This window comes from Paenibacillus nanchangensis, assembly GCF_046543445.1.
Classification (GTDB): domain Bacteria; phylum Bacillota; class Bacilli; order Paenibacillales; family Paenibacillaceae; genus Paenibacillus_AQ; species Paenibacillus_AQ nanchangensis.
The window spans coordinates 45,063-71,854 of record NZ_JBHOFD010000016.1 but is presented as its reverse complement, the minus strand read 5'-3'; the positions used below and the strand labels follow the sequence as shown (position 1 = coordinate 71,854).

Annotated in this window: 20 protein-coding genes; 4 read left to right on the top strand and 16 right to left on the bottom strand. The window is 48.8% G+C overall.

The annotated features are described in order from the left end of the window. Nucleotides 1-254 precede the first annotated feature (254 nt). The 7 genes from ACE6ED_RS14555 to ACE6ED_RS14525 all read right to left on the bottom strand — a co-directional run bounded on the left by ACE6ED_RS14555 (nucleotide 255) and on the right by ACE6ED_RS14525 (nucleotide 12,213). On the bottom strand, nucleotides 255-1,241 hold the full coding sequence (locus ACE6ED_RS14555) for a glycosyl hydrolase (RefSeq protein ID WP_410827907.1): 987 nt from the start codon (nucleotides 1,239-1,241) through the stop codon (nucleotides 255-257). A 30-nt stretch (nucleotides 1,242-1,271) separates the two neighbouring features. Further along, the gene (locus ACE6ED_RS14550) at nucleotides 1,272-4,847 is read right to left on the bottom strand and encodes a glycosyl hydrolase (RefSeq protein ID WP_410827906.1); all 3,576 of its coding nucleotides are present in this window, start codon (nucleotides 4,845-4,847) and stop codon (nucleotides 1,272-1,274) included. A gap of 168 nt (nucleotides 4,848-5,015) precedes the next feature. Further along, the gene (locus ACE6ED_RS14545; protein ID WP_410827905.1) at nucleotides 5,016-6,716 is read right to left on the bottom strand and encodes an ABC transporter substrate-binding protein; all 1,701 of its coding nucleotides are present in this window, start codon (nucleotides 6,714-6,716) and stop codon (nucleotides 5,016-5,018) included. A 168-nt stretch (nucleotides 6,717-6,884) separates the two neighbouring features. Then, nucleotides 6,885-7,823, bottom strand: a complete 939-nt coding sequence (locus ACE6ED_RS14540) for a carbohydrate ABC transporter permease (protein WP_410827904.1) — start codon at nucleotides 7,821-7,823, stop codon at nucleotides 6,885-6,887. Between the two features lie 14 nt (nucleotides 7,824-7,837). Then, nucleotides 7,838-8,794: an ABC transporter permease gene (locus ACE6ED_RS14535; RefSeq protein WP_410827903.1), complete on the bottom strand. Its 957-nt coding sequence runs from the start codon at nucleotides 8,792-8,794 to the stop codon at nucleotides 7,838-7,840. An 85-nt stretch (nucleotides 8,795-8,879) separates the two neighbouring features. Then, nucleotides 8,880-10,433 carry a response regulator gene (locus tag ACE6ED_RS14530; protein ID WP_410827902.1) on the bottom strand — a complete coding sequence of 518 codons (1,554 nt, stop codon included), beginning with the start codon at nucleotides 10,431-10,433 and terminating at the stop codon, nucleotides 8,880-8,882. After that, nucleotides 10,426-12,213, bottom strand: coding sequence for a sensor histidine kinase (locus ACE6ED_RS14525; protein WP_410827901.1), 1,788 nt, complete (start codon nucleotides 12,211-12,213; stop codon nucleotides 10,426-10,428). The genes ACE6ED_RS14530 and ACE6ED_RS14525 overlap by 8 nt, the downstream gene beginning before the upstream one ends. A 229-nt stretch (nucleotides 12,214-12,442) precedes the next feature. Between ACE6ED_RS14525 and ACE6ED_RS14520 the strand changes: the two genes are divergently transcribed. Further along, a complete protein-coding gene (locus ACE6ED_RS14520) occupies nucleotides 12,443-13,285 on the top strand; it encodes an AraC family transcriptional regulator (RefSeq protein WP_410827900.1) in 843 nt (280 codons plus the stop codon). Between the two features lie 72 nt (nucleotides 13,286-13,357). Here ACE6ED_RS14520 and ACE6ED_RS14515 read toward each other — a convergent pair whose 3' ends face one another. From ACE6ED_RS14515 to ACE6ED_RS14500, 4 genes are all read right to left on the bottom strand, one after another. Beyond that, nucleotides 13,358-13,648: a hypothetical protein gene (locus ACE6ED_RS14515; protein WP_410827899.1), complete on the bottom strand. Its 291-nt coding sequence runs from the start codon at nucleotides 13,646-13,648 to the stop codon at nucleotides 13,358-13,360. 127 nt (nucleotides 13,649-13,775) lie between these two features. Further along, complete coding sequence (locus ACE6ED_RS14510) at nucleotides 13,776-14,153, bottom strand: winged helix-turn-helix transcriptional regulator (RefSeq protein WP_410827898.1); 378 nt, start codon at nucleotides 14,151-14,153, stop codon at nucleotides 13,776-13,778. A 203-nt stretch (nucleotides 14,154-14,356) separates the two neighbouring features. Further along, on the bottom strand, nucleotides 14,357-15,214 hold the full coding sequence (locus ACE6ED_RS14505) for a GRP family sugar transporter (protein WP_410827897.1): 858 nt from the start codon (nucleotides 15,212-15,214) through the stop codon (nucleotides 14,357-14,359). 135 nt (nucleotides 15,215-15,349) lie between these two features. Next, entirely contained in the window at nucleotides 15,350-16,186 is an 837-nt protein-coding gene (locus ACE6ED_RS14500; RefSeq protein ID WP_410827896.1) for an AraC family transcriptional regulator, read from the bottom strand. Between the two features lie 232 nt (nucleotides 16,187-16,418). On the opposite strand from ACE6ED_RS14500, the gene ACE6ED_RS14495 reads away from it, so the two are divergent. Further along, nucleotides 16,419-17,849: an MFS transporter gene (locus ACE6ED_RS14495; protein WP_410827895.1), complete on the top strand. Its 1,431-nt coding sequence runs from the start codon at nucleotides 16,419-16,421 to the stop codon at nucleotides 17,847-17,849. A gap of 42 nt (nucleotides 17,850-17,891) precedes the next feature. Then, the gene (locus ACE6ED_RS14490; RefSeq protein WP_410827967.1) at nucleotides 17,892-20,126 is read left to right on the top strand and encodes an alpha-galactosidase; all 2,235 of its coding nucleotides are present in this window, start codon (nucleotides 17,892-17,894) and stop codon (nucleotides 20,124-20,126) included. Nucleotides 20,127-20,187: 61 nt separating this feature from the next. Here the strand turns inward: ACE6ED_RS14490 and ACE6ED_RS14485 are convergent, their stop codons facing one another. Beyond that, the gene (locus tag ACE6ED_RS14485; RefSeq protein WP_410827894.1) at nucleotides 20,188-21,051 is read right to left on the bottom strand and encodes an SDR family NAD(P)-dependent oxidoreductase; all 864 of its coding nucleotides are present in this window, start codon (nucleotides 21,049-21,051) and stop codon (nucleotides 20,188-20,190) included. 191 nt (nucleotides 21,052-21,242) lie between these two features. Between ACE6ED_RS14485 and ACE6ED_RS14480 the strand changes: the two genes are divergently transcribed. Continuing rightward, nucleotides 21,243-21,680: a MerR family transcriptional regulator gene (locus ACE6ED_RS14480; RefSeq protein WP_410827893.1), complete on the top strand. Its 438-nt coding sequence runs from the start codon at nucleotides 21,243-21,245 to the stop codon at nucleotides 21,678-21,680. Between the two features lie 116 nt (nucleotides 21,681-21,796). On the opposite strand, the gene ACE6ED_RS14475 is transcribed toward ACE6ED_RS14480, so the two are convergent. From ACE6ED_RS14475 to ACE6ED_RS14460, 4 genes are all read right to left on the bottom strand, one after another. After that, the gene (locus tag ACE6ED_RS14475) at nucleotides 21,797-24,004 is read right to left on the bottom strand and encodes an FtsX-like permease family protein (RefSeq protein WP_410827892.1); all 2,208 of its coding nucleotides are present in this window, start codon (nucleotides 24,002-24,004) and stop codon (nucleotides 21,797-21,799) included. After that, nucleotides 23,994-24,761: an ABC transporter ATP-binding protein gene (locus ACE6ED_RS14470; protein ID WP_410827891.1), complete on the bottom strand. Its 768-nt coding sequence runs from the start codon at nucleotides 24,759-24,761 to the stop codon at nucleotides 23,994-23,996. Before ACE6ED_RS14470 ends, ACE6ED_RS14475 begins: the two co-directional genes overlap by 11 nt. Before the next feature lie 100 nt (nucleotides 24,762-24,861). Continuing rightward, nucleotides 24,862-25,872 carry a sensor histidine kinase gene (locus ACE6ED_RS14465; RefSeq protein ID WP_410827890.1) on the bottom strand — a complete coding sequence of 337 codons (1,011 nt, stop codon included), beginning with the start codon at nucleotides 25,870-25,872 and terminating at the stop codon, nucleotides 24,862-24,864. Then, nucleotides 25,869-26,531, bottom strand: a complete 663-nt coding sequence (locus ACE6ED_RS14460; RefSeq protein WP_410827889.1) for a response regulator transcription factor — start codon at nucleotides 26,529-26,531, stop codon at nucleotides 25,869-25,871. The genes ACE6ED_RS14465 and ACE6ED_RS14460 overlap by 4 nt, the downstream gene beginning before the upstream one ends. Between the last annotated feature and the right edge of the window lie 261 nt (nucleotides 26,532-26,792).

Sequence of the window (26,792 nt, the reverse complement as noted above, 5' to 3'; positions counted from 1 at the left end):
TTAAATCGGCTAGCTGAAGGTGAATTTCTAAGGAGAAGGCATTCAGTTCAACATGCGGCAGCTGTTGGTTTAATCGGCGGGGGGAGCGGTTAAGCTGCGCTATTCGCGTGCAGATTGGGCCGTTAGAAAAGGAGACCTGCCGGCTGACAGGTCCCCTTTTTTCCTTCCTTCTTATCATTTCGTCTTATCGATTTTATGATTGCTTTGCTTGCAAGCCATCCTTCTTGACAAGTCTCCCTATTCTGAGGGACGTACTAATACAGCCGCGGCAGCGTATCCAATGTCACCGCATAAGGATGGGCATAAGCAGCACGGAGTTCCTCTTTTGTCGTCCATTCTTCGGTAGCGCCGAAGTCATTTGACCAAGTCATATACCAAACCCAAGGAATGCGCGTCTCCGCCAAACGGGGGATACTCGGAAGAACGCCAATTTCGCCCAGCGCGGTCAGTTTATTCGCCGGCGTAATTTTTACCAGCTGGTGATATTCTGTCTCCAGATCCGTATGCGTGTGTTTTGGCGGATAGAGATCCAGCGAGATCACATCACAGACATCGTCGCCCACGTACCCTTCGGGCAGCGGCGAGTTCCATACCCAAATCAGGTTGTTTAAACCATGATGATGGGTATACCGATCATACATGATCCGGTACAGCTGCTTGGCCACCTCGGGTCCCTTGGCTCCCCACCAAAACCATTCGCCTTCGGATTCATGGAATGGACGCCATAAAATCGGAATCCGCCGCTCACAAAAAGGTTTAAGCAATTCAGCCATATGGTCCATGTCCGCGATGAGCTGCCTGTTCTCTTCCGTTCCTTCCTTTACCGCAAGGGAAGCGTCAAACGTGGTGTGCTCCGTGTAAAACCCTTTATCCCGGCTGCCAAACGGTGAAAACCAATGCCAAGTGAAGGTAACCAGCCCGCGTTTGTTCAAGGCCCAGTCCCATGCGTTATCCAGCGTGTTTTTATTTTCCTCTACCTCAATCAAGCATTCTTCGCTGGCATCACTGTAGTTAATGTTAGGGGAATACGACAGCAGCTCAAATCCGCATAATGCCGGCAATTTCCCCGTTAACTCTTCGATATACCGCAGTTCTTTTTGTACGGTGGTTTGAGTGTGCTGCCCCGTGATGATCCCTTTGCCGGACAGATCGCTCAAATAACGGAGAACGTTTTTTACCTCCTTAATGGCATTCGCGTTGCAGGGAATAACATGAGGTGCAGTATTCATAGGTTTGTTCATTTCCACGGCTCCAATTCTTTAAAATTACACTTAGACGTTAATAAAGTTCAGACACACCAGTAAACGCTTTACCATAACGGCAGCTTGTGCGCGGTCCGCCAAACTTTGAGGCGCAAACTGGTCATCCGTAACACTTTGGGCAATTCCTGCGCTTAATGCCCCATTGACGCTGTCCGCAGCCCAATTACTGACGGAAGACGCATCGAGGAATTGTCCCAAGACATTCCGTTCCGCATCCGCTTTTTGGCCTGCGATAGCCGCAGCGCGAACTATTAGAACCGCCATTTGCTCCCGCGTCATCCAAGCGTCCGGACGGAAGGTGCCATCCGAATAGCCGGAAATTAAACCCGCTTCGCTGGCAGCCCCAATCGCCTCCTTATACCACTTTGCTGACGGGACATCAGAGAAAGGAACTGCTTTTGATGGAGCGGAGAAACCGAGCGCCCTTACCAGCAGTGCAGTAAATTCAGCCCGCGTAATGAACCGGTTTGGGGCAAAATGATTCTCATCGATTCCATCTATAAGCAGTTTATTCGCCATCAACCCGATATCTTCCTTGGCCCAGTGACCGCCAAGATCATCAAAGGTCCGGTTGAACTGGCCTATCGTATACATCCCGCTGCCGTTCCGCCTAATTGTTGCAACCGTTTTGCCGTCCTGTGTATGGAATATAGCGGGAACAAACGACTGCTCTCCCGTTACAGGATCGGCCAACACTGCTGTTAAGCTGCCGCGGGCTGCTTGAGAAAATGACAGCGTATGGGATACATAACTGGCCCCAAAAGTGTTGATTGGGATGGAGCTGGTGACCGAAGAAGCAAGGACATTGAATTCGTACACATCGCTGTCCAACCGGCTGCCCGTATCCCTTAACCGTGCATGGATTTTACCTGCTTTCTCGCTGGTGAGCTTTCTCATATGGACTGAAATATGAATGTTTTGAGTCTCCGTCCCCAATTGATCTGAAATCGCATCCACATCGGCAAAGGTAACCGGGAGACGGTATTCCCCTATATCCGATTGAATCACAATTTTTGCTTGGGGAGCGATATCCGCAGCCTGGGCAAGAGCCGACGCCGGGAAGCTGACTTCCGTAACATCACTGCCGGCTGCCTGAATGACATACAACTGCGATTCGGCGGGGTGGCCCAGCTGTTTTTTCAAGGCATCAATTAGTTGTACTCCATCTACCTCAATCCGTTTTGTTCGATCCGCCGCCATATGCTGTGATCCAACACGATTGATCATCCCCGTATTCCCTATACTTCCGGAACCGGAACTGCCAGCCCCAGTCTCGGGATCGGCAGGCGGCGTATGACGGGTTAACTTGATATAGTCAATGTCGGTGTGGTCTCCGGCACCGAGAATATCAATTGTATTCTCCCCTTTTTGCAGGTTATGGGCTCCGGTTACAGTGTCCGTCCATTCCGCTGCTTTCGCAAATGTATAATCAGCCGCTTCAGCGCCATTAATCGAAATGCGGTTTATCCGGGTATTGTCCGACTTATAACGAATCATAAGTGTATAAGTACCAGGCGATACATTGGTTTTAATCCGCAGTCTGCTCTCGGTGGCTGACATGCCAGTCACATAACCCGTTCCGGAGTAATTCCCCTGTTGATTGCTTATCTCCCAACCCGTGAGTTCCCCTTTCTCCGCTTCATACTTTTGTGAGGTGTACAGGTCAGCTGGAAGTTCATCAAGCGTAAGGACATAGTCATGCTTATAAATTTTCTGCAAATGTTCAGCAGAGTTGGTGATTCCATCCCTGATAAAATTCCCCGTCCAGGTGGTGAAGAAACTCCAGTCGGCCCCATAAGCCTGCAGCATGTCCGGATCGGGAATCGGCCCGTTTTCCGCCAGGCCAACTACCTTCTTCGCATTCACCAGGGATACCAGATTTTCATACTTTGCAATAATAGGATTATAGTCGCCTGCTGGATTGTAAGTATCGACACTGGCGATATCGGCGAATTCATTTCCCGGATACCACTCCGGTTTCTCAGAGTTCCATACCCAGATCAGATTGTTCAGGCGGTGATGGTTGGTCAGCCGGTCGTACATCAGTTTCCATAGCTGCTTCGTTGGCTCGGGACCTTTAGCTCCCCACCAGAACCAGCCGCCCTCCGCTTCATGCAGCGGGCGCCATAACACCGGAACACCCGCATCCTGCAGACGTTTTAACTGAACTGCAATTGCATCGATATCCCGGATGAGCAAATGATAGTCTTCCGAATCGGGGTTGTCGAGCGCATATTTTACATCAAAGGTAGTAAACTCCGTGTAGAAACCTCTCCACCATTCCTTACCCGGCTCTTCTGCTCCAATCCCTTTCGGCGCATTCCAGTGCCAGCACAGCGACACCATACCTCCCCGGTTGTACCACTCGATCATTTTTTCAATTTCAGTGGAGGTGGCGCCGTACTGGACCCGGGAGGGGGAGTAGTCCATCAAGTCAGTGGCAAAGATCGCCGGATATTTCCCGGTCTGCTGGGCAATCCACTCTACATCCTCAAGCGTTTGTTGACCCGAAATCATTTTGCGGCCGTATTGGCTTTCCAAAAAGTTCATCAGTGCCCGGGCTTCAGGTGTTGCATCCGGATTAATTAAGGTGTTTGCCGCATCACGCTGCTCCGGCACGGATGCAGCCGTCAGTTTGACGTAGTCAATATTGTACCAGCCCCAGTTGGCCAAAAACTCTATGGTGTTGTCTCCTTGACGCATCCATGTTTTTCCGGCATGGACCTGAGCAAAACCTGCGGACTCCGGAAGGGTGATTTCAGAGGTTTGCCCGTTCAAGACCATACTGGTTTTTTTCTCCCCGTTTGGCGCGCTGTAGCCTATAGAAATATCGTACATCCCTGCCGCAGGGGTGGTGTAAGTTAAAGCAAGCGAACCCGACTGCTGAAAAGCCGCGTAACCTTCACCGGAGTATCCAGTCCCGGAGGCGCTTATCGACACGCCGCCATTCATCATGCCGTCTTCTGCTTCAAGCAGGTTTCCGGCCTGCGGCCCTTTCGCTGGTTCCAGCTTGATATACTCGATTCCATAGTACCCCCAACCCCGGGTTACCTTAATTGTATTAGTGCCGGCGTTCAGTAGCACTTTACTCACCATTTTTTCAGCCCGTACAGTACCTGCAGCAGGCGCGTCCAGCATGAGTTCCCCGGTACCGGTCCCATTGACTTGTATGCCGGTTGCCTTTCCGCCGTAACCTTCAGGAATATAGTAGCCTAGACTCATCTTGTATAATCCGGCCTCGGCAATATTTACCGTAAAGGTTGCATTTCCGGCTTCCTCCGATGAGGAAGTTTTTTCGTCGAAAAAGAAAGAGATATAACCCTCGCCATCGTAGAGCCGGTCCTTATCCTCAAAGACGGGACCGCGTTTCTCAATGCCATAACCCTTTAACACCGCTTCTGCATAAGTCACCTTCACAACACTGGCGGGACCTCCATCCATCAGCCGCTCTTCTTTTTCACTTGGGTCAATGAGTTCTGCAAAAGCGGCAGCTTTCGAACCCTCTGTCCCCAATTGTGCGAATAAAGAAAACAATAGAACCAGACACAGCGAGCTTAATTGACCTCTTTTCATGTTCAACCGCATCAACTTCCCTCCTGGCAGATCTTGATTGCAGTACGGCCATTGTTAAACGCTTACAAAAAATGGTGAATTCTCTCTCACTCGCTTGTATCTAGTTTTATTGTCTACTCTATCAAGAGGGCTCATTTCCATTTCATTACACCTGGAAATGAGCCCGCAAGACCTGACTAATTATTTAGTGGACCACAACTCGATACGATTTTGAATATGCTGGGTGTACGCCTCTTCCATTTCCTTTACACCGGCCTTCTCCAGCTCGGCCATATAGGCATCCCAGATTTTATCAAATTCCGCCGGCTTGGACATGACCGCTTCAGGTATCCGCTTCCAGGTAATATCCTTCATTTTGGCTCCCAGGATCACGGCAGGATCGTCGCTTGGGATCGACATCGTGTAAGCTGCACCGTAAGCTCTAGGCTCAAACTCGTCTTCTGCCGGGAAAAGATCCTTCCAGTGTTCGGCACCGTAAGCTTTCAGCACTTCCTTCTCCGGTTCACTGTAGCTTGCAGTCAGCTGCTCCGGATAACTGCGGGTAAAGTAGTTGCCGGTTGAATCTTTAATGCCGTCGCCGTAATGAACCATCATGTTCCAGTACAGCCCCATACCGGATTCTTTTTGGAATGCCGCGTTGTCATTGTCCATACGTTCCTGTACAGCCGGGATAATCACCCGTTTGCCGTTCTCAACCGTGTAATGTTTCCCTTCAATTCCCCAGTTGTTCAGGATCTGTCCCTCTTCGGATGCCAAAAAGTCAAGGAACTTAATCGCACGCACCGGATCCTTGCACTTGCTGGAGATCGAGATGCCGTATCCGCCGTCAAACCCGGCCGGCCAAAAGCTGGTGTCCTTATACTCCTCGCTCATAGTGACCGGATAATGACCATAGGTTTGGTCGAACTTGCCGGCGGCTTTCAGCGCGTTTTGCGCGTCGCCATAATCCCATTCCGGATCGGCCAAACCAAGCACCCGGCCCGAAGCCACTTTAGCCTTAAATTGGTCGGTTTTTTGCACGAAGCTTTCCGGATCGAGCAGCCCGATGTCATTCATGTGATTTAACCAGCGGAAGTATTCCTTTTCCTCCGGACGGCGGAAATGATAAGTGGCCTGATGGGTTTCCTGATCGATATAAAATTCGCCGTCATCCGGTCCGCCGGTGGTCTGGAAGCCCGCATTGGTGACCTGGTACATATGCCAGTCGTCCCCGTTGAGAGAGATTCCGATGTTTTTATTGCCATTTTCATCCGTCGGGTGTTTGGCAAGGTAATCCTGGATGACTTTTTCAAAATCTTTTACTGTCCGGATTTCCGGATAGCCGGCTTCTTTGACAACGCGGTGCTGCAGTTCAAAACCTCCGTCCGCTTTGAACTTTTTCTCATCTACAGCGGACCAGGTTGGAATGGCGTAAATCGATTGATCTTCCAGGCTGTATTTTGTCCGGACCAGCTTATCTCCCAGCATTTTTTTAATATTTGGCGCGTGCTTGTCGATCAATTCCGTCAAATCGATTACAGCTCCAGCGTCAACCAGCTTGCCGACATCCGCCTTTGCAGCAATCAAATCAGGGTATTTGCCGGTTGCCGCAATAAGCGAAATCTTTTGGACCGGATCGCCTACTGCAAACTCGGCATCCAGGGTCACGCCGGTTTTTTCCGTAATAATTTTGCCGACTTCATCCTGCATGTTATTCCAGTTCGTGCTGCTGTCTTCCGAAAAATAAGTGAACGTGATGGGCTTCAGATCTCCGGAAGAACCTTCCCCGTTGCTGCCCCCTTCTGCCGCAGAGCCGTTATTACCGCCGCATCCGGCAAGCGTTGAGGCTAACGTCAGTGCCAGCACGCATGACAGGACCAGCCCTTTTTTCTGTCGCTTCATTAAGAGAACCCCCTAGAATTATTGGAATAGATATTAGATTGTATGAGACAGGCTGTTAGCCTGGACACACCGGAGCAAATGCTCTAACGCTTGAACTCTGACCTCGAAACTCTGAGCTTACAACTCTGAACTCTGAACTCTTGGCTCTCAGCTATCAGCTCATAACTCTTAGCTCTTTACCGCGCCAAGCGTCATCCCTTTAACAAAATACTTTTGCAAAAAAGGATAAACAATCAGGATTGGGACGGTTACCACAATCGTGATGGCCATCTTTACGGATTCCGGCGAAATTTGCGACATGCGTTCCGCCATATTGGCCATATCCTGCGAATTGGTACCGGTTGTTGTAGTGCTTTGCAGTATTTTCATTAATTCATATTGCAGGGTAGTGAGCGCTTCATTGGAGCCGTTAAACAGGTACGTGTCGAACCAGGAGTTCCACTGTCCCACCGCCAGGAACAGTGCTACGGTTGCCAATGCCGGCTTGCAAAGAGGCAAAATAACACGCCAGTATATCGTAAAGTCATTGGCTCCATCCAGCTTGGCTGATTCCTGCAGCGCATACGGCAGTCCGTCGATAAAAGAACGAATAACGAAAACGTTAAATGCGCTTACAAGACCCGGCAAAATGTATACGGCAAAAGTATCAATCAGCTGTAAATCCCTCATCAGGATAAAACCCGGGATCAAACCGCCGGAGACATACATCGTGACGGCAAGAAAAACGGAAATGAATCTCCGTGCCTGAAAATCGCTGCGCGCAAGCGTGTAAGCCAGCATCGAACCGCTGATCAAGCCTAATACAGTACCAGCCACCGTCCGTAATACGGAAATCTTAAATCCGGTAATCAGACTTCCATAACTAAAAATCAGGCTGTAGTTGTCGAGCGTAAATTTTCTGGGCCAGACGGTAATTCCTCCCCGGACGGTATCTACCGAATCGTTAAGGGAGATCGCCAGGACATTCAAAAACGGATAAATCGTCAATACGGTCACGACAATCATGGTAAAATACACAATCACTTCAAGAATCCGGTCTTGAGGCGATTTGGACCGGCGTTTCAATTTTAGCGGACTGGTTGAAGCGCTGCTGTTGGCAATTCCCATGTCACCCCTCCTCCTTACATAATGCTTTCGTTTGTAAAACGCTTAAATATTCCATTGGCGGCAAACAAGAGGATCAGGCTGATCACCGAGTTAAAAATATTGATCGCCGTTCCGAAGGAATACCTGCCCATGGCCAGGCCATAATTAAGCGCATACAAATCAAGCACTTCAGAGTAATCGATGACCAAGTGATTCCCCAGCAGAAACTGCTTTTCAAATCCTGTTCCCAGCAGATGCCCGATCGACATAATCAAAAGGACGATGATGGTTGGCCGGATTCCAGGCAGCGTGATATGCCACATTTGCCGGAAACGGCTTGCGCCGTCCACTCTTGCCGCTTCGTACAGCTCCGGGCCAATCCCCGAGATGGCGGCCAGATAAATAATGGCATTCCAGCCGGTTTCCTTCCAAATATCGGCGCCGGTGACAATTCCCCAGAACCAATGTCCTTGGGCCATAAACTGAATCGGCTGATCGATAATATGCAAGCCGAGCAGAATATCATTTACCACACCGCCATCGGTTGAGAGCATTTTGGTCACAATGCCTGCTGCCACTACCCAGGACACAAAATGCGGAAGATACGATACGGTCTGGACAAACCTTTTTAGGGTGTGAACGCGGACCTCATTGAGCAGCAGGGCAAACACCACCGGCACAATAAAACCGGCAATGAGTCCCATAAAGCTCATGGCCAGCGTGTTCCGCAGCACCTGATAGAAATGGCCGTCTTGGAACAAGGTACGGAAGTGTTCCAGGCCCACCCACTTCTGGTCAAAAAAACTCACCCCGGGTTTGTATTTCTGGAAGGCCATCGTCCAGCCCCATAAAGGCAGGTACTGGAAAACAAAAACCCAAAGCACAAACGGGATAGACATGTAATACAAGTATTTCTGATTTTTAAACTCCTTCCATGCGCCTCTTTTTCTTTTTGTGTATGCGTTTTCCGCAGTCAACAGTGTTGTTTTCATGCTTCCTCCCCTCTCTTGATAACCATCATAAATTAGAGGAGAACGTGTTCCCATACCAAGGATTTCGGAAAAAATCATCTATAAATTATGGATTTTTATAATCGGACGGCGAACGACCCTCGTACTTTTTGAATTTGCTGAAAAAGTAATTAACGTTTGTATAACCGACCAGCTCGGCCGCTTCGTACACCTTCATTCCTTGAGACAGCAGCTCTTTCGCTTTTTGAATGCGGACCTTGTCCAGATAGGTGTTAAAATATTCCCCGGTCTTGTTTCTGAACAGCTGGCCTAAATAAGGAGTGCTGTAATTCAGCAATCCGGCCAAGGTGGAGAGCTTCAGGTCCTCCGCATAATGTTTATGAATAAAACCGATCATTTTCTTAATCTCCTGCTCCTTGCCCTGCGGCTCCGATTCCTCCGCAAATTCCAGCAGAAATTGGCTGGTTTCTTCTATAAGGTCCTGCAAATAATCATGCTGATAAATCCCGTTTAAGAAACGCGACACCTTCTCCGTCTCTTTCAGATCGATGCGGGAAGCTGCGGCAAGTTTATGAATGATCGCATTGCAAAGAAAAAAGAAGGATTGCTTGGCGGACTTCTCCTCTTGTCCAGTTCTGAAAAAAAGCGCAGCAGCTTCATTCAGCAGCGGCAGCACCATCGCTTTGTTTCCGGCCTCCAAGCTGTAATACAAGCGAAAAACAAGCTCCTCCAGCATCTTTTCGTAACCGGCGGCACTAGGCTGCCGTGCAGTGTCAGGCATAGAGCAAAGCGGGGACTCCGGCTCCAGCAGGCCATCTTTTCCCCTGAAAAAAGCGGATTTTGCCGTTTCCCGGGCTTTGGCATAGGAACCCCCTACATGTTCCGGACCGTTAACGGCCCCGCCGGTTGCGGCAATAAACCGGATTTCGCCTGCGATTCGGCGGATCTCGCCGTACAGCTGGTCGCGCCGCTGCAGTCCGCGCAGCGGCGTGTTGAGCAGAAGCACAACATAAGGGGGGAGTACAGTCACAGCCCCCATGTTCCGTTCCTCAATCGCCTGGTTCAGTCCGGCCGACAGCCGATTTAACGTTTCCGGAAGTTCCGCGTCGGCAACACGCGGACCCACAACCACCACCTCGTAGCTGCTCCACAGCAGATCCAGTTTTTTCATGCCATCCCTAAGTACTGCCAGATCTTCCGCCTTCTCCTGGGAGACAAGCAGACGGTGCAGATAATATTCCCGGTCCAAAGTCCCCGCCCGATAGCTCTCCCGCTTCAAACGCTCCGCTTCGATCCGTTCCCGGACCTGCTGCAGCGTTGCCGACATTTCGCGGATGTTGATCGGCTTTAGCAAATACCCGGCGACTCCATACTGAATCGCTTGTTTGGCATATTCGAAATCCGCATACCCGCTGAGAATAATGCACTCCATCTGGCCGCCGGCCGACCGCAAATTTTGAATGAGCTGCAGACCATCCATCACTGGCATGCGAATATCCGCAATCACGACATCGGGTGGTTCTTCCCCAATCATTTTTAATGCCTCTCTTCCGTTACTTGCCGCAGCGATAACCGTAAACCCGAGCTTTTCCCAAGGAATCAAGGTCTGAAGTCCCTGTCTTAACTTCGGTTCATCATCCACAATCAAGACTTTAATCAAGGTTGTCTGCACCTCCAGGTATCAAAAACTTGACGCTTGTCCCCTTTCCGAATTCACTTTCGATCGTCAGGGCGCTTGGTTCTCCATATAAAAGGACCAGCCGGTCGTTTACATTCCGTATTCCGATCCGCTCGCTCTCCTGCTCATGAAGCGATGCCGCAAGCTCCGCTTGAATGCCGGCGAGACGCTCCGGCAAAATCCCCGCGCCATTGTCGCACACTTCAACCTGCATCCCCTTTGCCGCCTTCTTGACTTCAATCGTAACCAACACTCCTTCTTCACGGTTTTCGAGGCCATGCAGGATGGAATTCTCCACTAATGGCTGAATAATTAATGGAGGGACCGGCGTATCTTCCAAACCGGGATCACAAGTCAAACGGTATTCCAGACGGTCTTCATACCGGAACTTCTGCATATCCAGATAACAGCGCACACGATCAAGCTCTTCATGAAGGGGAATGCTGCCATTTCCCGCCTCCAGACTGCTGCGCAGAAGGGTGCTGAGCAGCCAGACCGCTTCCGCGAGATCATCCTGCTTGCGGATATGAGCCTCCATTCGGATCGATTCCAAAGCGTTAAAAAGAAAATGCGGATGAATCTGGCTGGCCAGCATCTTAAATCGCATTTCATTTTGTCTTTGTTCCACCAGATTTTTTTGGTCATTGGTTTCCTGGACCTCCCGTATCAGGTCGTGCACACTTCTCACCAGCGAATTAAACTGCTTGGACAGCAGGCCAACTTCATCTTTACCGTCAATATGGAGATAGGTTTCCCAGGAGCCTGACCCCACTTTGGACATATGTTTGCTTAAACGGAGCAGCCTTCCCGACAGCAGAGAAGCGGACGCATAAATAAGCACAACCGCAAAGATCAGGCTGACCGTTATCACGATGGCGCCAAGCCGGATGACTTGATTCGCATCCCGCATAATATCTGAATAGGAAAAAATAGAGATGACCCGCAGCCCGTTCCAGCTGTTCTCCGGCTGCAGGTTGGCGATCACCACTTTGGAATCGCTGCCGTTAACGACCGTGTCATAGCTGCCCTCCTGATTGGAAAGGACCTGTTCGTCCCCGTCAATTTCCGATAACTTCTTTCCGAAATAACCGGCTTCATTGGAACCGACGACCCGGTTTTTGTCATCCACAATCAGCGTGGTGAACGGCTCCTGGTTCAAAATGGATTTTAACTGCTGCTGGTCGACATTGATGATCAGTACCCCCCTCAGCCCAAACGAGTCAGCCGGAAAGGAACGGACCAGACTCAGCTGGTCGGATCCGTTGCGTTCATCCCTCACCAGGTTCCATCCGGCAAGCCCCTGCTGGTCAATCGCTTCCTTGTACCAGGCTTGGGCCGTGATGGTCTCGTCCGGCTGAATGAATTCCCAGTTGTTAAGCGCCCCGGGGTTCGATACATACACGCGGATGCCGGATATCTCTTTATACAACTGGATGTAGTCGCGGATATCTGTATATTCGCGGTAAGCCTGAATGACTTCGGGGTACCCCTCGTATTTTTGGGTGGCTACCTTTTTCATCCGGTTATCGATGCTTAGCCGGTAAGAAATGTCCAGCGGTACCTTAATCAGCTCTTCCGTCCGTTTTTGAACACGCTCCACATTGTCAGATATTTGTTCCAGAGCGTCCTGAATCACGATTTCCCGGAGCTTTCCGGTCAAAAACAGGCCGGATAACATAATGGGAAGCACGGCAGCCGAAATAAAGGTAAGCGCTAACTTTTTTTTCATCTTCATATCGTTCATGATGCGAATAAAAAACATAACCTTCCCTCCCTGGCCCGCTTAGGCCACCCCATGCAAAATGCCCCTTCTCATTGAAAGGGGCATGGGGATGTCAGCTTCCAAAACATGGTTTAATACTTGGTAAATCCATACAGCAGCAACCATCAACTATATGTAAATGATAGGTTATATACAGGTGTTAAGTACATGGAATAGTGATCGCTAAATATGTTATAATGCTTGATATTTTACTAAAGGGAGCGGTACTGTGATCGAATATTTGCCTCGCAATAAACGCCAGATGGAGCTGTACCTCACTCAATATGGAATAGAGGATTGCCTTCCGGGGCACTTTTGGGGACCGGCAGTAAGAAATCATTATCTGCTTCATTATGTATTGAGCGGCGAGGGAAGCTTTGAAACCGGCGGTGTCCGCTACCGGCTGCGGAAAGGGGAGCTTTTCTTGATTCATCCAGACACCATTTCGTATTACCAGGCTGATATCAACCATCCCTGGTCTTATTGCTGGTTTGGATTTAACGGCACCTCATCGGAACTGCTGCTTAAGCAAGCCGGCTTGTCGAAGGCTTCCCCTGTCGCCCGTTATGATCGGGACGACATGATTTATCAATATTTTCAAATGATGAATGAATCCAAGGATTCCGGCAAAGCGCGGGAAACGAAGCTGACCGGGCTGCTATATCTTTTGCTGTCACTGCTCATCGAAGCCAGCCCTGCGGCTTCTTCCCCTGAACCTATGGGAACGAGAGCGGAAATTTACGTGGAACAGGTAAAAGATTTTATCGAAATGAATTATCCGCACAAATTTACCATCGAGGACATTGCCCAATTTGTCGGACTTAACCGAAGTTATTTATGTTCCATATTCAAGCAGCATGTAAATGAAAGCATCCAGGATTATCTGGTTCGCTATCGAATGAACAAAGCATGTGAAATCATGGGAAACGCAGGGCTGTCGATCTCCGACATTTCCCGGTCTGTGGGCTACAGCGACGCCTTGCTGTTCTCCAAAATGTTCAAAAAGGTTAAGGGGGCTTCACCTAAACACTACCGGGCCGGAAACTTCGACTTCCACAAAACAGGTAACTAACGTATTACAGTAACCGGTTAAGGCCCGAAATGCACGCGCATCTCGAGCCTGCTTCTATGCTGGCTAAACTTCTTAAGCAACGCTATGAATTTTTACGTCTGGATCAGCGCTCCACAAGGGTTTAAGACTTACAAAAACGTCATTCTTAAACAACTCGCTGCTCAAGTAAGCTTCTGCGCTTTCGACGCTATCAAAGCCGTGAAGCACCTGAACATCTTGTTCGCGGATCAGCAGATCTTTGGAAACCGCACCCTGGATCTCCTGCAAAAAAGGTTCACGGTATTCCGCATAAACCTTAGCAGCGGCTGGGCGGTTGTTATTGTCAATAACCATAGTAATTTGCAGATAGGCTTTTGCACTCATCAGTTTACCCCTCCAAATGATTTGTTTTATGGTTCGATAACCATGCTTAAACTATAAGCATGGGGGGTGGAGGAGTAAATATATTAGGATTTTTATTAGTAACTAATAAATTTCTTAGTGCATACACTTATAGGTAATCACAAGTTCTGCAAGCAGGCAGTTTTGTTTCCAAATCCTCTGCTGAATGCTCCCTCGACCATTGGCAAATATATTGAAGAATGGGGAGAACGGATTTCCCCTTGTCGGTAAGGGCATATTCAACTCTAGGCGGAATCTCATTATATTGATTGCGGCTGACCATTTCATCAGCAATCAATTCTTTTAGCATTGCAGCGAGCACTGCGTCTGTTATATTACTAAGCTGTTTTTTGATTTCATTGTACCGGATGACTTTGTTAGCGGATAATACACATATAATGCGCGATTTCCACTTTCCGCCGAAAATATCCAGGCCGTACTCAATGGGGCACATGAATTCTTTTCCAAGTTTTAATTCATATTTCATTACGACTCCTCCTTAACCCGCATAGTGCTTCGTACATAGACCTCCATGTGAAAACTAGCCATTAAAATAGACCAAACCTCAAAAGTGCAGAAGTTTGATCTATTAACTGCCCGACAATTCAACTGATTAGTTGAATTATAAGGGGTGAAACTATATAGTTCAAGTTTTCCAGTTATTACTCGCCCAGCTTCAGGAAGCTGACTTCACATCTTTAGCAGACCAATCAGCCCCACTCCCGCCATCATTACAACAATCCCGGTAAGGAGGCTCCCCCATTCCCGCGGGCTTTTCCTTTCCCGAAAAATCAAAATACTGCCGACGCAGGAAATGGCAATGCTCGCCTGGGAAATCGGAAAACTTGCCGCGACGCCAATCAGCCCGTTCGAGATAAACAAGGCCAGATTCGCCACACTCCATACCAGTCCTGTGGACAAATTGCGCACTGTATGAACGCGGCGCAGCGGCCGCTCTCCCTTAAGATTAATCAGCAGCGCAGTACCGAACATGCCAAGGGACTGCGGAAGAATAACTGATAATCCGGAAACATCAAAAATTTGATTGATAATCACATACAGCGTTAAGGCCAAACCGGAACAAGCCAGCATGACCACCATTTGGACGGGCAAACCCCCGGTCCCGCCGCCCGATTTGCCCCTATAATTGGTCAATATTATGCCGGACAAAATACAGACAAGCGCCGTTAATCCAACGCCGTATTGGTAGCCGGTCTTCCACTCGCCCAGAATAAACGCCGCAAACAGCGTCGTTCCCGTCAGTTGCAGTCCGCAAATCACTGGGATAGCTGTTGACACGCTTACTTTCTGAAACGCTTGGAACTGAAGCAGCTGGCCGGCGGACCAGCATACGCCGGAGATGAAGCTGACGATAAAAGCTGTGGTCTGCAGGGGGACCGGCGAATACCAATAAAGACACAACGCAAACAACACGGCGCCGGCCGCCGTGCCCGTCAGCTGCTCGCGTGGAGTGCCTTTCGTCAGATTGGCCAAAATCGGCATGAACCCCCAGCCTAAAGCCGGAATAAAAGCGATGATTGCATTCACGCGGAGTTCTCCTCTCATAAAGTGCGGTCTCTCCGGCCTGCATTAAAATGCCATACCGAAAAAAAGCCGCAGCTTTACGATAACAAAACACCATGACGCCGAGCAGCGGTATTTTTTAAGAACTATATAGCAAAATCAAAGAAATTCCTTCCGGTAATCACTTGGCGACTTCCCGACCATATGTTTAAACGCCCGCGAAAAGGTCAGCTGGTCCGCATATCCCACCGAATTGGAGATCACCTGGATGGAATAATCGGTTTGCTGCAGCAGCTCGCACGCCTTTTTGATCCGGACCCGCATGAGGTGCTGCTTTGGTGTCTCGCCGGTTTCCTGCTTGAAGACAGCGGTCAAGTAATTCGGATGGACTCCCAGGTACTGCGCCACTTCGTTGATTTGGATGCCCGAATTGTAGTTTTTCTCCATGTAGTTGACCGCCTGGACAGAATACGACAGCTTTTCCCTGCCGGAGGTTTCTTCGGATTCATGCACCAGCCTGGCGAGAATTTGACACAAATATCCTTGAATAGCCAGGGAGGAGGCCAGGGTGTTGCTCCCTATACGCAGCATTTCCAGGATCGTCGAATGAAAAAAGGCTGTATCTTCAATCCTGATCACATAGGGATTTTCCCCGGAAATCGCGATGTTCTGCAGGTACATTTCGGATTTGATTCCCATAAACCCAACCCAGCTGTACTCCCACGGGTCTTGTTCATCCGCCTGATAATAGGCGACCCGGTTGGCGGGAATTAAAAAAGCCTGCCCTTCTCCGATGCTGTACGTCTCCTCCCCCAGCACCAGGCTGCCTTTTCCTTTCAGCACAAAGTGGATCAGGTTAAAATCCCTGGCGATCGGGCCAAAATCCTGCTTGGGATCACACGGCTCGGTGCCGCAGTTAAACAAAATCAGATCCGTAATATTTTTGTGTTTGGAGCTTGTCCGTGTATCGACAAACTGCGTCATGTGTTCTCCCATATCTGTCCCCCGCTTCAGCGTTCACCCGTTTTCCAACGGGTTCATCTAAGCTTAAATATAGCATAAGTAAAGAATTCTCTCACTCCCTGCAGCGAATGCCCCGTGTACAGCTTCCTCTCAATTCAATCTTTGTTTTTGCCATAATCCCCTTTAGAAATAGTATTTATTCGGGCTGGAGCTTTTGGTATTCTGAGACCCATATAACGCTTACATGACGAAAGGGGCTACGGGCATGCAAACCGTTAAAGCAACGGAATATAACGACAAAGTAAGTTTGAAAACGCTGTTCTCTTATTCGCTGAGCAGCTATGGCATGAATGTCATTTACAATCTGACCGCGGTGTATCTCATGTTTTTCTACACGGACAGCTTCGGGTTGAATGCGCTTGCAGTCGGGACACTGCTGATGGTGGCGCGGCTGGTCGATGCGGTCATGGACATTTTTATCGGCATTGCGGTCGACAACACCAATACCCGCTGGGGAAAATTCAGACCCTATATGTTCATCGGGGCTTTTTTGGTCACACTGACCACTCTCGCCCTTTTCCTGAGTCCGGATTTTTCCTCCGCCGGCAAACTCGTATATGCCTATGCAACTTACATCGCCTGGAGTATCAGCTACTCCTTGCTGGACATCCCCTACTGGTCGCTGTCCGCTGCCATAACCAAAGATGCCGCCGAACGGACAAAAGTGGTGACGGTTCCCCGTACGGTGGCCAGCGCCGGCTTATGGACCGTCAATGTGCTTGCGCTTCCGCTCGTCCATTTCTTTAACGGATGGACAGGGGCCGTTGCCGTACTTTGCGGCCTGTTTTTTGTCTGCATGATGTTTACGGTATTTGGCGTTAAGGAAAAACACGTGGTGCCCCGGCATGAAAAACAAACGTTAAAAGGGGTACTCCGCCTGTTCTTCAAAGAAAACCGCCCGCTGCGGCTGCTGATCGTCTCATTTTTCATTATTGAAATGACCGCGAATATCCGAAATGCGTTTACGATTTATTATTTTAAATACACGTTGGATGCCGAAGCGCTTATTCCGCTGTTTATGGGACTGACCGTCGGCTTTCAGATCGCGGGGAACGTCGCCGTACCGTTTGTGGCCAAATGGATTGGCAAAAAAAGCACCAGCATAGCCGGGGTCCTGATTACCTCGCTGGCGATGATCGCGCTGTTTTTTTGCGGCAGCTTTATTGTTCCCGTGTTTATCCTCAGCTGCATCATTTCATTTGGCGTAGGCCTGAATTATGTGGTCATGTCCACCATGCTGGCGGACTGCGTTGATTACGGGGAATGGAAGACCGGCAACCGGTCAGAGGGAATGGTGTTTTCGGCGAACGTCTTCCGCGCCAAACTGGCGGCCGCTATCGGCAGCGCCGTGGGCGGTTATGCCCTGGCTATGGCAGGCTATAAACCGAATATGGTGCAGACCGACACCACCCTGATTTGGCTGACGCTTTTATTCACCTTGATTCCGGGACTTGTGACGTTCCTCGCCGTTTTCCCGATGAAAAATTATGAGCTGACCGAAGAGATGAACAGCCGCATTGTCCGGGAGGTCCGGCAAAAAAGAGAACGTCACGAAACGGCTGAAGCCCAGATTTTGTCCTCTTCATCTTCAGCCCATGCAAGCATTCAGCAAACCGGATCTGAACTTTATCGTTAAAAAGGAGTGTTTTACTTGAAGTTGTCCGCAGTTGAACCCAAATTGTCCTGCATTCAGATCAATCAAGAGGAATTGACTTTTCATTTAACCAACGAGCACTGCAGCTATCTGTTCCGCGTAATGGGGAATGGCCATCTGGAGCATCTGTATTACGGCAAAACGATTAAATATCTGAACGGGTTTGGCCGTTTGATCGAACGCAGCTACCGCCCTGTGTCGGTCGGCGAGTTTAGCGGAGATTTGGTCACCTCTCTGGAGAGCATTAAACAGGAGTTTCCTTCCTCAGGGAGCGGGGACTTCCGGGAGCCAGCCGTGGAAATCCTTCAGGAAGACGGTTCGCATGTAATGGAATTCCGGTATCAGGGTTTTGAGGTGTCTGCCGGAAAACCTGCCCTCCCCGGCCTGCCGGCTACATTTTGCAAAGAACCTCATGATGCCGAAACCCTCAAGATTACGCTGACTGATGACCTCACCGGTGCAGCGGCAGTGCTGACTTACACGATCTTCAGCCATCTGCCGGTCATTACACGGTCCGTATCGGTCCGTAATTCCGGCGGACAGACGTTAAAAATAAACCGCCTGATGAGCGCCAGCCTCGATCTCCCGGATTCAAAATTTGAACTCCTTCATCTATCGGGCGCCTGGGGCAGGGAAAACCACCTGCACCGTACTCCCGTTAGACCGGGTGTACAAGCGGTCGGCAGCACGCGCGGAATTAGCAGCCACGTCCACAATCCGTTTCTGCTGCTGGCCAGACCGGAAACTCAGGAGCACAGCGGCGAAGCTTACGCGGTCAATCTGGTGTACAGCGGCAACTTTCTGGCCTTGGCGGAGGTCGACGCTTATTCCACCACCCGGCTGATGGCCGGCATCCATCCGGAGAAATTCTGCTGGACGCTTGAACCCGGCGGCAGCTTTTATTCGCCTGAAGCGGTTCTGGTTTACTCCGGCAGCGGCTTTAACGGTGTGAGTCAAGCGTTCCACCGCCTGTATAATCAGCATCTGATTCGCGGGAGCTGGGCGGACCGGGAGCGGCCGGTATTGATCAACAACTGGGAAGGCACCTATTTCGATTTTACGGAGGACAAAATCCTCAGCATCGCCCGGAAAGCAAGCGAGCTCGGCATCGAACTGATGGTGCTGGACGACGGCTGGTTTGGCCGCAGAAACGATGACACCACCTCCCTCGGCGACTGGTTTGTGAACCCGGACAAGCTGCCGCACGGTATGACATATCTGGCGGAACAAATCAACCGGCTGGGGATGAAATTTGGGCTGTGGTTTGAGCCTGAGATGGTCAGCCCCGGCGCCCATATCATGAGGGAACATCCCGAATGGGTCGTCGGCACGCCCGGCCGTACCCGCAAGCAGGGCCGGAATCAATATGTTTTGGATTTTTCCCGCCCGGAGGTGGTGGAGTACTTGTTCCGCTTGATGGATGATGTGCTTTCTTCCGCCAATATCGAATATGTGAAATGGGATATGAACCGCTGTATTTCGGAGGCCTATTCCTTGGAGCTTGGAAGAGAGCGGCAGGGGGAGTTTTTTCACCGCTACATCCTCGGCGTATATGCTTTGTATGACAAGCTGATTGCCAAACATTCCGGCATTTTGTTTGAATCCTGCGCTTCGGGCGGCGGCCGGTTTGATCCGGGAATGCTGTATTATGCTCCGCAAACCTGGACAAGCGATGACAGCGAGGCGATTGAGCGCCTAAAAATCCAGTACGGCACCTCCATGGCCTATCCGCTCAGCGCGATGGGAGCGCATGTGTCGTCCATTCCAAACCACCAGGTCGGACGAACCGCACCGCTGCAGACGAGGGGGCATGTCGCTTTTTTTGGAGTATTCGGGTACGAGCTGGATCCGTTGAAGCTTACCGATGAAGAATGCGCAATAATTAAGGAGCAAATCCAGACTTACAAACAGCACCGGCGTTTAATCACCCAAGGCACATTTTATCGTCTCCAAAGCCCGTTTGAAGGTAATGAAACCGCCTGGATGACGGTCGATGCGGACGCGGAGCATGCGCTGGTCGGCTGGTATCAGGTGCTCTCCCGTCCAAATGAGCCTTACCTGCGCCTGAAGTTGACCGCCTTAGACCCGGAAGGGATTTATTACGTCGAAGAGCTGGACTCCTGCTATTCCGGCAGTGAGTTAATGCACATCGGACTGCTGCTGACGCCGCCGCTTCCGGAAGACCTGAATTTTAATGTCATGGAAAAACGCGATTTTGCCTCCCGCCTGTTTACATTAACCAAACGAATACCTGAATAAAAAGCAAGCAGCGGATTTCCGGAGAGACGGAAACCGCTGCTTTTTCACCCGCATTCTGTCTTCAAGAAACCGGAACGGCAAGGTACTCCCGCTCATATACCTCCTTCACCTTTTCCAGTACCCGGTCCCCGTGCTCCGTGTATTTCAGGGCGGCAATGTTCCCTTTGCTGAGATAAACGCCCGTTTCTCCGCGGTGATTCCCCAGCGCGGCATCATACAGGAGGGAAGCGCCTTTGCTTGGCGGAGACATCAGCATCTTCATCATCAGCTTCACGATCAGCGGCAGCCCTGAGGGCTTATCCTTACGCAGGGTGTTGTTGCCTCCCGGGTCGGCACTGCGCAGCCGGATGCCTTCTTCGGCCAAAGCTGCAGGCCCGAGCTCCCGTGTCCACAGGGAAAGGGCAAGCTTGGATTCCGCATAAGGTCCAATCAGCTTGCGGAAAGAGGAAGGCCGGTCCAGAGATTCCGGATTAAAGTTCTTCACGAACCGGAAGGCGGCCGTAGAAGTGTTAACGACGGTTCGCTGTGATCCGCGCCGCAGAAGCTCCTTCAGCTCCATGTAAATAATATACGGCACGACCGTCTGCAGTTCGTAATGCATCTCCCGGCCCTGTTTGGAATACATCAGCCGGTCGAAGCTGCCTCCGGCATTGTTGAACAGCACATCGATTTTGCTCTCCTTTGCCTTAATCTGTTCCAGAGCGGCACGCAGGCTGTCAAAATCAGATAAGTCCGCATGATACGTACGCAGCCGGTTTTCCTTGACAGCCGTGCCGATCACCGCATCGCTCTCCGGCATACGCGATCGGACTAAGGCGATAACCTCCCAGCCTTCCGTCAGCATTTTGCGGGCGAGTTCGAGTCCGATACCGTTGCTCGCCCCTGTGATGAGCGCTGTTCCACGCGTGTTTGTTGTCAAATTCATGCTTCAATCTCCCTTCATACAGGCCGTTCGCCGGCTGAATGCAGCCATTGTATAACTTGGAGCCGACTCCAGGTCAAGCGGCTGGCGAAAACGGATTGACTTGGAGCTGACTCCAGGTTATACAATAAGGGAAATGAACGAATGACCGGCAAGAAGAGCATACCACCATTCGGCGATAGGAGGATTTTTAAATGAATAAAGCCATAACCTTAAACGAAGCGGTAACCTATTCCATCGGAGAAACGTCGGAACGCACAGGTCTGCCCCGGGATACGATCCGATATTATGAAAAAATCGGCCTGCTGCAGCGCGCGGAACGAAAAGATAACCGCCACCGGGTTTACGACCAGGCGGATATCGATCGAATGAAGATGATTACCTGCCTGAAGAAAACAGGGATGTCACTCGATGACATGCGCCCTTACCTGGACAACGCGACTCTGAATCCGGAGGAGAGACCGGAGCTGTACGGATTGTTCGAGCAGCACCGGGCCAAAATTGCCGCCCAAATGGAATCGCTGCAGCAGATCCTCGATTTTATCGACACTGCAATGATGCGGAGAACGAAGCCGGAGGGGAATTGCGAGCTAAAGGGGGACGTTAAACGGATGCCTTTACAGAAGTTATAAAAATACCCTGGAGATAATGGAACCAATGCTCTTCCCCTTTTCATTTTCGAATTTTGTTAGCAAACCGCTGCTTCGGATGAACAACAACTCGACTATGAAAGCATCGCAACCACTAATCATTTTGCAATATTGCGTTTAAACAATATCAATGTACTAATAAAATAACAGCTCAATAGCACCATAACTGCAGACAATGCCGCAACGCTGCTTGTCATTACACTCTGTATTCCGATGTAAGCGGATAATTCCGCGTAAAAGCTGTCGATCATAAATAATACTAGGAGGATGTTGATAATAAAAGCCAGTAGAACCGGTGTGCCGAACCAAATCCCCATTTGCTTCAGAATAATACGATTTAATTGTCCCTCGGAAATGCCCATATTTCTCAAGATGCTGAACCTGTATTTAAAATCTGAAGAGTCTGAAAGCTGCTGCAGAGACAAAACAGTGAAGCAGATAATTAGCAATACTACACCTGTATAGTTCAGCATTGCCTTTGTAGTGAATCCCCCTGCCGTACTGTCGTTGATCTGCAGAGTGCTTAGCCTGATTTCACTTGAACTTCCTGTTGTAACCTCTGCATTACGAACAGTTTGATCAAAAAGTGTACTTAATTGTTCTGCATCCTTATAGGGCAGCGGCTTTACCGTATTAATGAAAAGCAATCGATTAGCAGGCAATAGTTCCGCACAGACTTTATCAGGAAGCACATATACAGCCTCTGTGTAGGTGTTGTACAAATATGGCCCCAAATCATCCTGATAATATGGCACGGAGGATAAGACAAGATCTCCGGTATCAGCTCGAAGTTGTTCATGTCTGGTAATGAATCCGTCGATCATTTTTGGATCAGCCAGCGTATTCCACTGAGTCGTAAACTGCTCTTCTCCTAGCCGGATAGGCTTCAGATTATTCATACTCCGCAGAAAGTTATAGTCCGATAGCGAGAGCGCCAGGACGGGAAACTGATATTTATTTCTCTTTTTGAAATCCCCACGGTTAACAAAATAGCTCGTAAATTCTAAAGCTTCATCAAATTGGACATTCCGGTGCTTCAAAAATTCAATCACAAGGCTATAGTCGGTCTGAGCTAGATTCTTCTCGTATCGGATATTGTTGTAATGGCTGAAAACTTGAATGTCATACTTGCTTTTTTTCTCCAAATGACCGCTAATCCACCCTGTCATGACCGGCTCTAAGGTAAACAGAAATAGTGCCAGCGTCAACACCAGACAAATGATGGACATGGTTTTTGATGTCGTTTTTAATTTGGCCATGAGCTGTCCAAAGAGAAACAAATTTTCATTGCTATAAGTAAGACGCGGGGATTTCTCTTTCAGATAGGCTACCCAGCGGTTCAGGAAATAGAAGAAGCCGCAAACATTAAACGCTACAAAAAAAAAGGCGGCTGCAATCTCAGCATTCGAGCTTACGGTTACATGAGAGCTTCGGGATACCTGAAAAGAAAATACCGTATAAAAAATCCCAAGAATCATCAAGATCCCTAACAACCCATTGAAACCCAGCCGCTTTGGGAATCGTCTCTCAAGTCCAAAATATATCACAGAAAGGATCATTATTGCTGGAGATAAAATGCTGCCGTACAGAGATATTTGAAGGCTTTCAGGCAAACGGTCGGTATAGAACTCCCGAAAGACATAGAATCCTCGGAATAACATTAAGGCAGCCGTGGCCGCAGCCAGAATGACCCAGACGGGCATCCAGGCACTTCTTTTATAATCCGTTTCCGTTTTTTTATCAGCTTGCAGCATGTCTATAATCTTGATTTTTCGAATGGACCTGATGTTCAAGCACCCGATCAGACCAAATGCCGAACCAAAGAACAAAAGGGTGAATAACAGCGTGTCGGTATATAGAGGAAAGGTGAATTGGAAGGGCTCGTCATAGGCGCTTAGGAGCATAGCCGTGATTAACTGAGACAAAAAGCATCCCATAATAATCCCAAGGCTAACTGCAATCCCCCCCATAGCAAGCGTCTCCATAAAAAAAAGCTTTGCAGTGGTCTTTTGCTCCATGCCCAGGATGGTCTGAATTGCAAACTCCTTTTGCTTCCGTTTAATCATGTAATCATTCACATATTTGACTAAAAAGAAGAGAATGGCTGTAATCACCAGTATAGGCAAAGTCATATCCCCTCTGACCGAGGAGAAGGTGAATTCCTCTCCCAATGAGGGATTATAATAACGGCTCGATAAAGCCATAAATGCGTAGAACAGTCCGACACAGAAAATCAGTGTAACCATGTAGATCAAATAATCTTTTCTGGAGCGCTTGATATTCCGCAGAATCATTTTAGCGTACATCGAACAGCCCTCCTCCCAGCAAAGCCATCACGTCCAGTATTTCATTAAAAAACTGCTTCCTGGATTTACTCCCGCGATAGATTTCATTAAATATCCGGCCATCTTTGAGAAAGAGCACTCTTTTGGTATAACTCGCAGAGAAAGCGTCGTGGGTTACCATCAGTATTGTGACGTTCAACTGCTCATTCATGCTTTGTAAGGTATCCAACAGCATTTGTGATGATCTGCTATCCAGCGCCCCGGTCGGCTCATCGGCAAGAATAAGCTTGGGATCGTTCACCATAGCCCGCGCACAGGCACACCGCTGCTGTTGGCCTCCTGATGTCTGGTAAGGAAATTTATGCAAAATGTCGTGTATGCCTAGCTGAACCGCGATCTGCTGGACGCGTACATCAATTTCCTGGGGAGAAGTCTTATTGATCGTAAGAGCAAGAGCAATGTTCTCACCAATGGTCAAGGTATCCAGCAAATTAAATTGCTGAAATATAAAACCGAGGTTTCTTCGGCGAAAACGGGCGAGCTCGCTCTCCGGTATTTCCGTCAAATCGGTATCCATAAGATAAATGTGACCCGCGCTAACCGTATCAATTGTAGAGATGCAATTCAGGAGCGTTGTTTTTCCCGATCCGGACGCCCCCATTATCCCACTAAACTCTCCCTGTTTGACTGTAAAACTAAGATCATCAATCGCCTTTGTGACGGAAGATCCATTTCCATAATATTTCTCGACATGCTCAATCCTCAGTAACTCATCCATGTCTTTCACCTCCATTACAGTGTACCTTCGGCAGGTATGACATTGTATCTAAAATGCTTTCTAAAATCTTTCATCTTTGAAAGATTTCACTCCCTGTCTGCTACACTTTAATGAAGGTTCCTTTCGGAAATTTCAAGGTAATAGAAGTGCCTTCATCCGGACGAGCGGCCGCCTCCAAATGTATTCCCAACTTATCACCTAAGCGCTTGCAAATATACAAACCCATCCCCGTAGATTTCTTCCTCATCCTTCCGTTCTCGCCGGTAAAACCTTTGTCGAATATCCGGGGTAAATCGCTCTCACTGATCCCTATTCCATTGTCTTTTACCGTAAGTGCCAAACCAATGGAAATTGGATTCACTTGAAATCGAATTTCCGGCGAGTGTTCGTTCCGGTATTTCACTGCATTTATAATCAGCTGCTTTAAAATAAACTCCACCCATTTGCGGTCTGTGTAAACAGTATGAGCGGAATACTCAACGTAAACACGGACATCATTTCTGAGCAAAATCTGTTTATTATCGGCTATTGCCTGATGAACCAAATCGGTTACCGAAACTTCTTTGACCAGAAAATCGCGTTCAGCCTCGTCGCTGCGGGCATAGTACAGGGCCTGCTCCGCATACAAATCAATTTTTTGAAGTTCGGAAAGCACCTTTGATGAAAGCTCGGACCTATTATTGGCACACATAATCTGAATTGCAGCGATTGGTGTTTTTACCTCATGAATCCATTGCTCTATGTAATCTTTGTATTCTTTTCGTTCCCGCTTTGTTGCCGATACTTTTTCCAGCATGGATTTGTTGCATGCTTTTAATACTTTGAAATACGCCAATCCTTCACCGGTATCCGGAACATCCATCACTTCTGACAACAAATATTTATGTTCGAGCTCCTCCAGTAAAGCACACATCCGGCTAATCCTTTTGTTCTTGCTCCGGTAATCGAGGAAGCTGTACAGCACTGTTCCTGTAAGCCACACCAAAATAATTAATAATACCTCTTCAAACTGAATATTGAGCGACAGCAGAAACGAGGTTAAAGCCAGCATAGCAAAGACATGTAGTGCGCCAACTAACAGCTGATCCTTAAGATATTGGCTTTTCTTCATACCTTGTATCCTTGCCCATATTTAGTCTGTATCAAGTTATCGATGCCGATTTGGCTGAGCTTGCCGCGGAGCCTTGTGACATGAACACTTAAAGCATTATCGTCAATATACATTTGATTGTCCCATAAATATTCCACAAGATCTGCCCTGGGGACCATTTGTCCCTGATGCTTGAACAAGTACGCCAGAATCTTGCTTTCACTTTTCGTCAATTCCACACTCTCACCATGATAGTGGACTTTACTTGTGTCCGAATAAAAGTAGACATCCCTGCAGGTCAAATAATCTTTATTCTCGATCGGGTACGCACGTCTAAGTAATGCTGTAATCCGCGCAAGCAAAATAGAAGCATTATAAGGCTTGGTGATAAAATCATCTCCGCCTCTCATAATGCCGTTTAATTCATCCATATCTGTACTCCGACTTGTTACAAAAATAATCGGAACGCCGGATTCCTCACGGATTAGTGAGCAAAGCTTAAAACCGTCAGTTCCCGGCAAGTTGATATCCATCAGAATCAGATTCGGATTCTCCAAGGCGACTACCTCAAGGATATCGGAGAAATTCACCGGCGCGCATACCGAGTAGCCGTTAAACGAAACCAGTATCGATAATTCCTCACGGATGGTTTCATCATCTTCCACGATCATAATTTTCATCGTTAACCACCTCTTTCAGCAGTTCTCCCAGATGTCTCCGGAAAATTATCAAACCAGAATTCGGAAATATCTCCCTCAGTACTCATAAGCTTTTCTTTATATAATGACTGAAATTGGATCACACAATCAATTGCATATTTAATATCTTCTGGAGGTTCGCCGTATTCGCAAATCAAGCCTACAATTAAATCTGGGCTTAATAAACAAAAAGCAACTCATCCGCAGACAAGTTGCTTCCTAAAACATTCTATTGTTACGCGC

Coding starts and splice junctions, on each gene's coding strand:
- ACE6ED_RS14555 (WP_410827907.1), bottom strand. CDS start 1,241: ATGAACAAACCTATGAATACTGCACCTCATGTTATTCCCTGCAACGCG.
- ACE6ED_RS14550 (WP_410827906.1), bottom strand. CDS start 4,847: ATGCGGTTGAACATGAAAAGAGGTCAATTAAGCTCGCTGTGTCTGGTT.
- ACE6ED_RS14545 (WP_410827905.1), bottom strand. CDS start 6,716: ATGAAGCGACAGAAAAAAGGGCTGGTCCTGTCATGCGTGCTGGCACTG.
- ACE6ED_RS14540 (WP_410827904.1), bottom strand. CDS start 7,823: ATGGGAATTGCCAACAGCAGCGCTTCAACCAGTCCGCTAAAATTGAAA.
- ACE6ED_RS14535 (WP_410827903.1), bottom strand. CDS start 8,794: ATGAAAACAACACTGTTGACTGCGGAAAACGCATACACAAAAAGAAAA.
- ACE6ED_RS14525 (WP_410827901.1), bottom strand. CDS start 12,213: ATGTTTTTTATTCGCATCATGAACGATATGAAGATGAAAAAAAAGTTA.
- ACE6ED_RS14515 (WP_410827899.1), bottom strand. CDS start 13,648: ATGAGTGCAAAAGCCTATCTGCAAATTACTATGGTTATTGACAATAAC.
- ACE6ED_RS14510 (WP_410827898.1), bottom strand. CDS start 14,153: ATGAAATATGAATTAAAACTTGGAAAAGAATTCATGTGCCCCATTGAG.
- ACE6ED_RS14500 (WP_410827896.1), bottom strand. CDS start 16,186: ATGGGAGAACACATGACGCAGTTTGTCGATACACGGACAAGCTCCAAA.
- ACE6ED_RS14495 (WP_410827895.1), top strand. CDS start 16,419: ATGCAAACCGTTAAAGCAACGGAATATAACGACAAAGTAAGTTTGAAA.
- ACE6ED_RS14485 (WP_410827894.1), bottom strand. CDS start 21,051: ATGAATTTGACAACAAACACGCGTGGAACAGCGCTCATCACAGGGGCG.
- ACE6ED_RS14480 (WP_410827893.1), top strand. CDS start 21,243: ATGAATAAAGCCATAACCTTAAACGAAGCGGTAACCTATTCCATCGGA.
- ACE6ED_RS14475 (WP_410827892.1), bottom strand. CDS start 24,004: ATGTACGCTAAAATGATTCTGCGGAATATCAAGCGCTCCAGAAAAGAT.
- ACE6ED_RS14470 (WP_410827891.1), bottom strand. CDS start 24,761: ATGGATGAGTTACTGAGGATTGAGCATGTCGAGAAATATTATGGAAAT.
- ACE6ED_RS14465 (WP_410827890.1), bottom strand. CDS start 25,872: ATGAAGAAAAGCCAATATCTTAAGGATCAGCTGTTAGTTGGCGCACTA.
- ACE6ED_RS14460 (WP_410827889.1), bottom strand. CDS start 26,531: ATGAAAATTATGATCGTGGAAGATGATGAAACCATCCGTGAGGAATTA.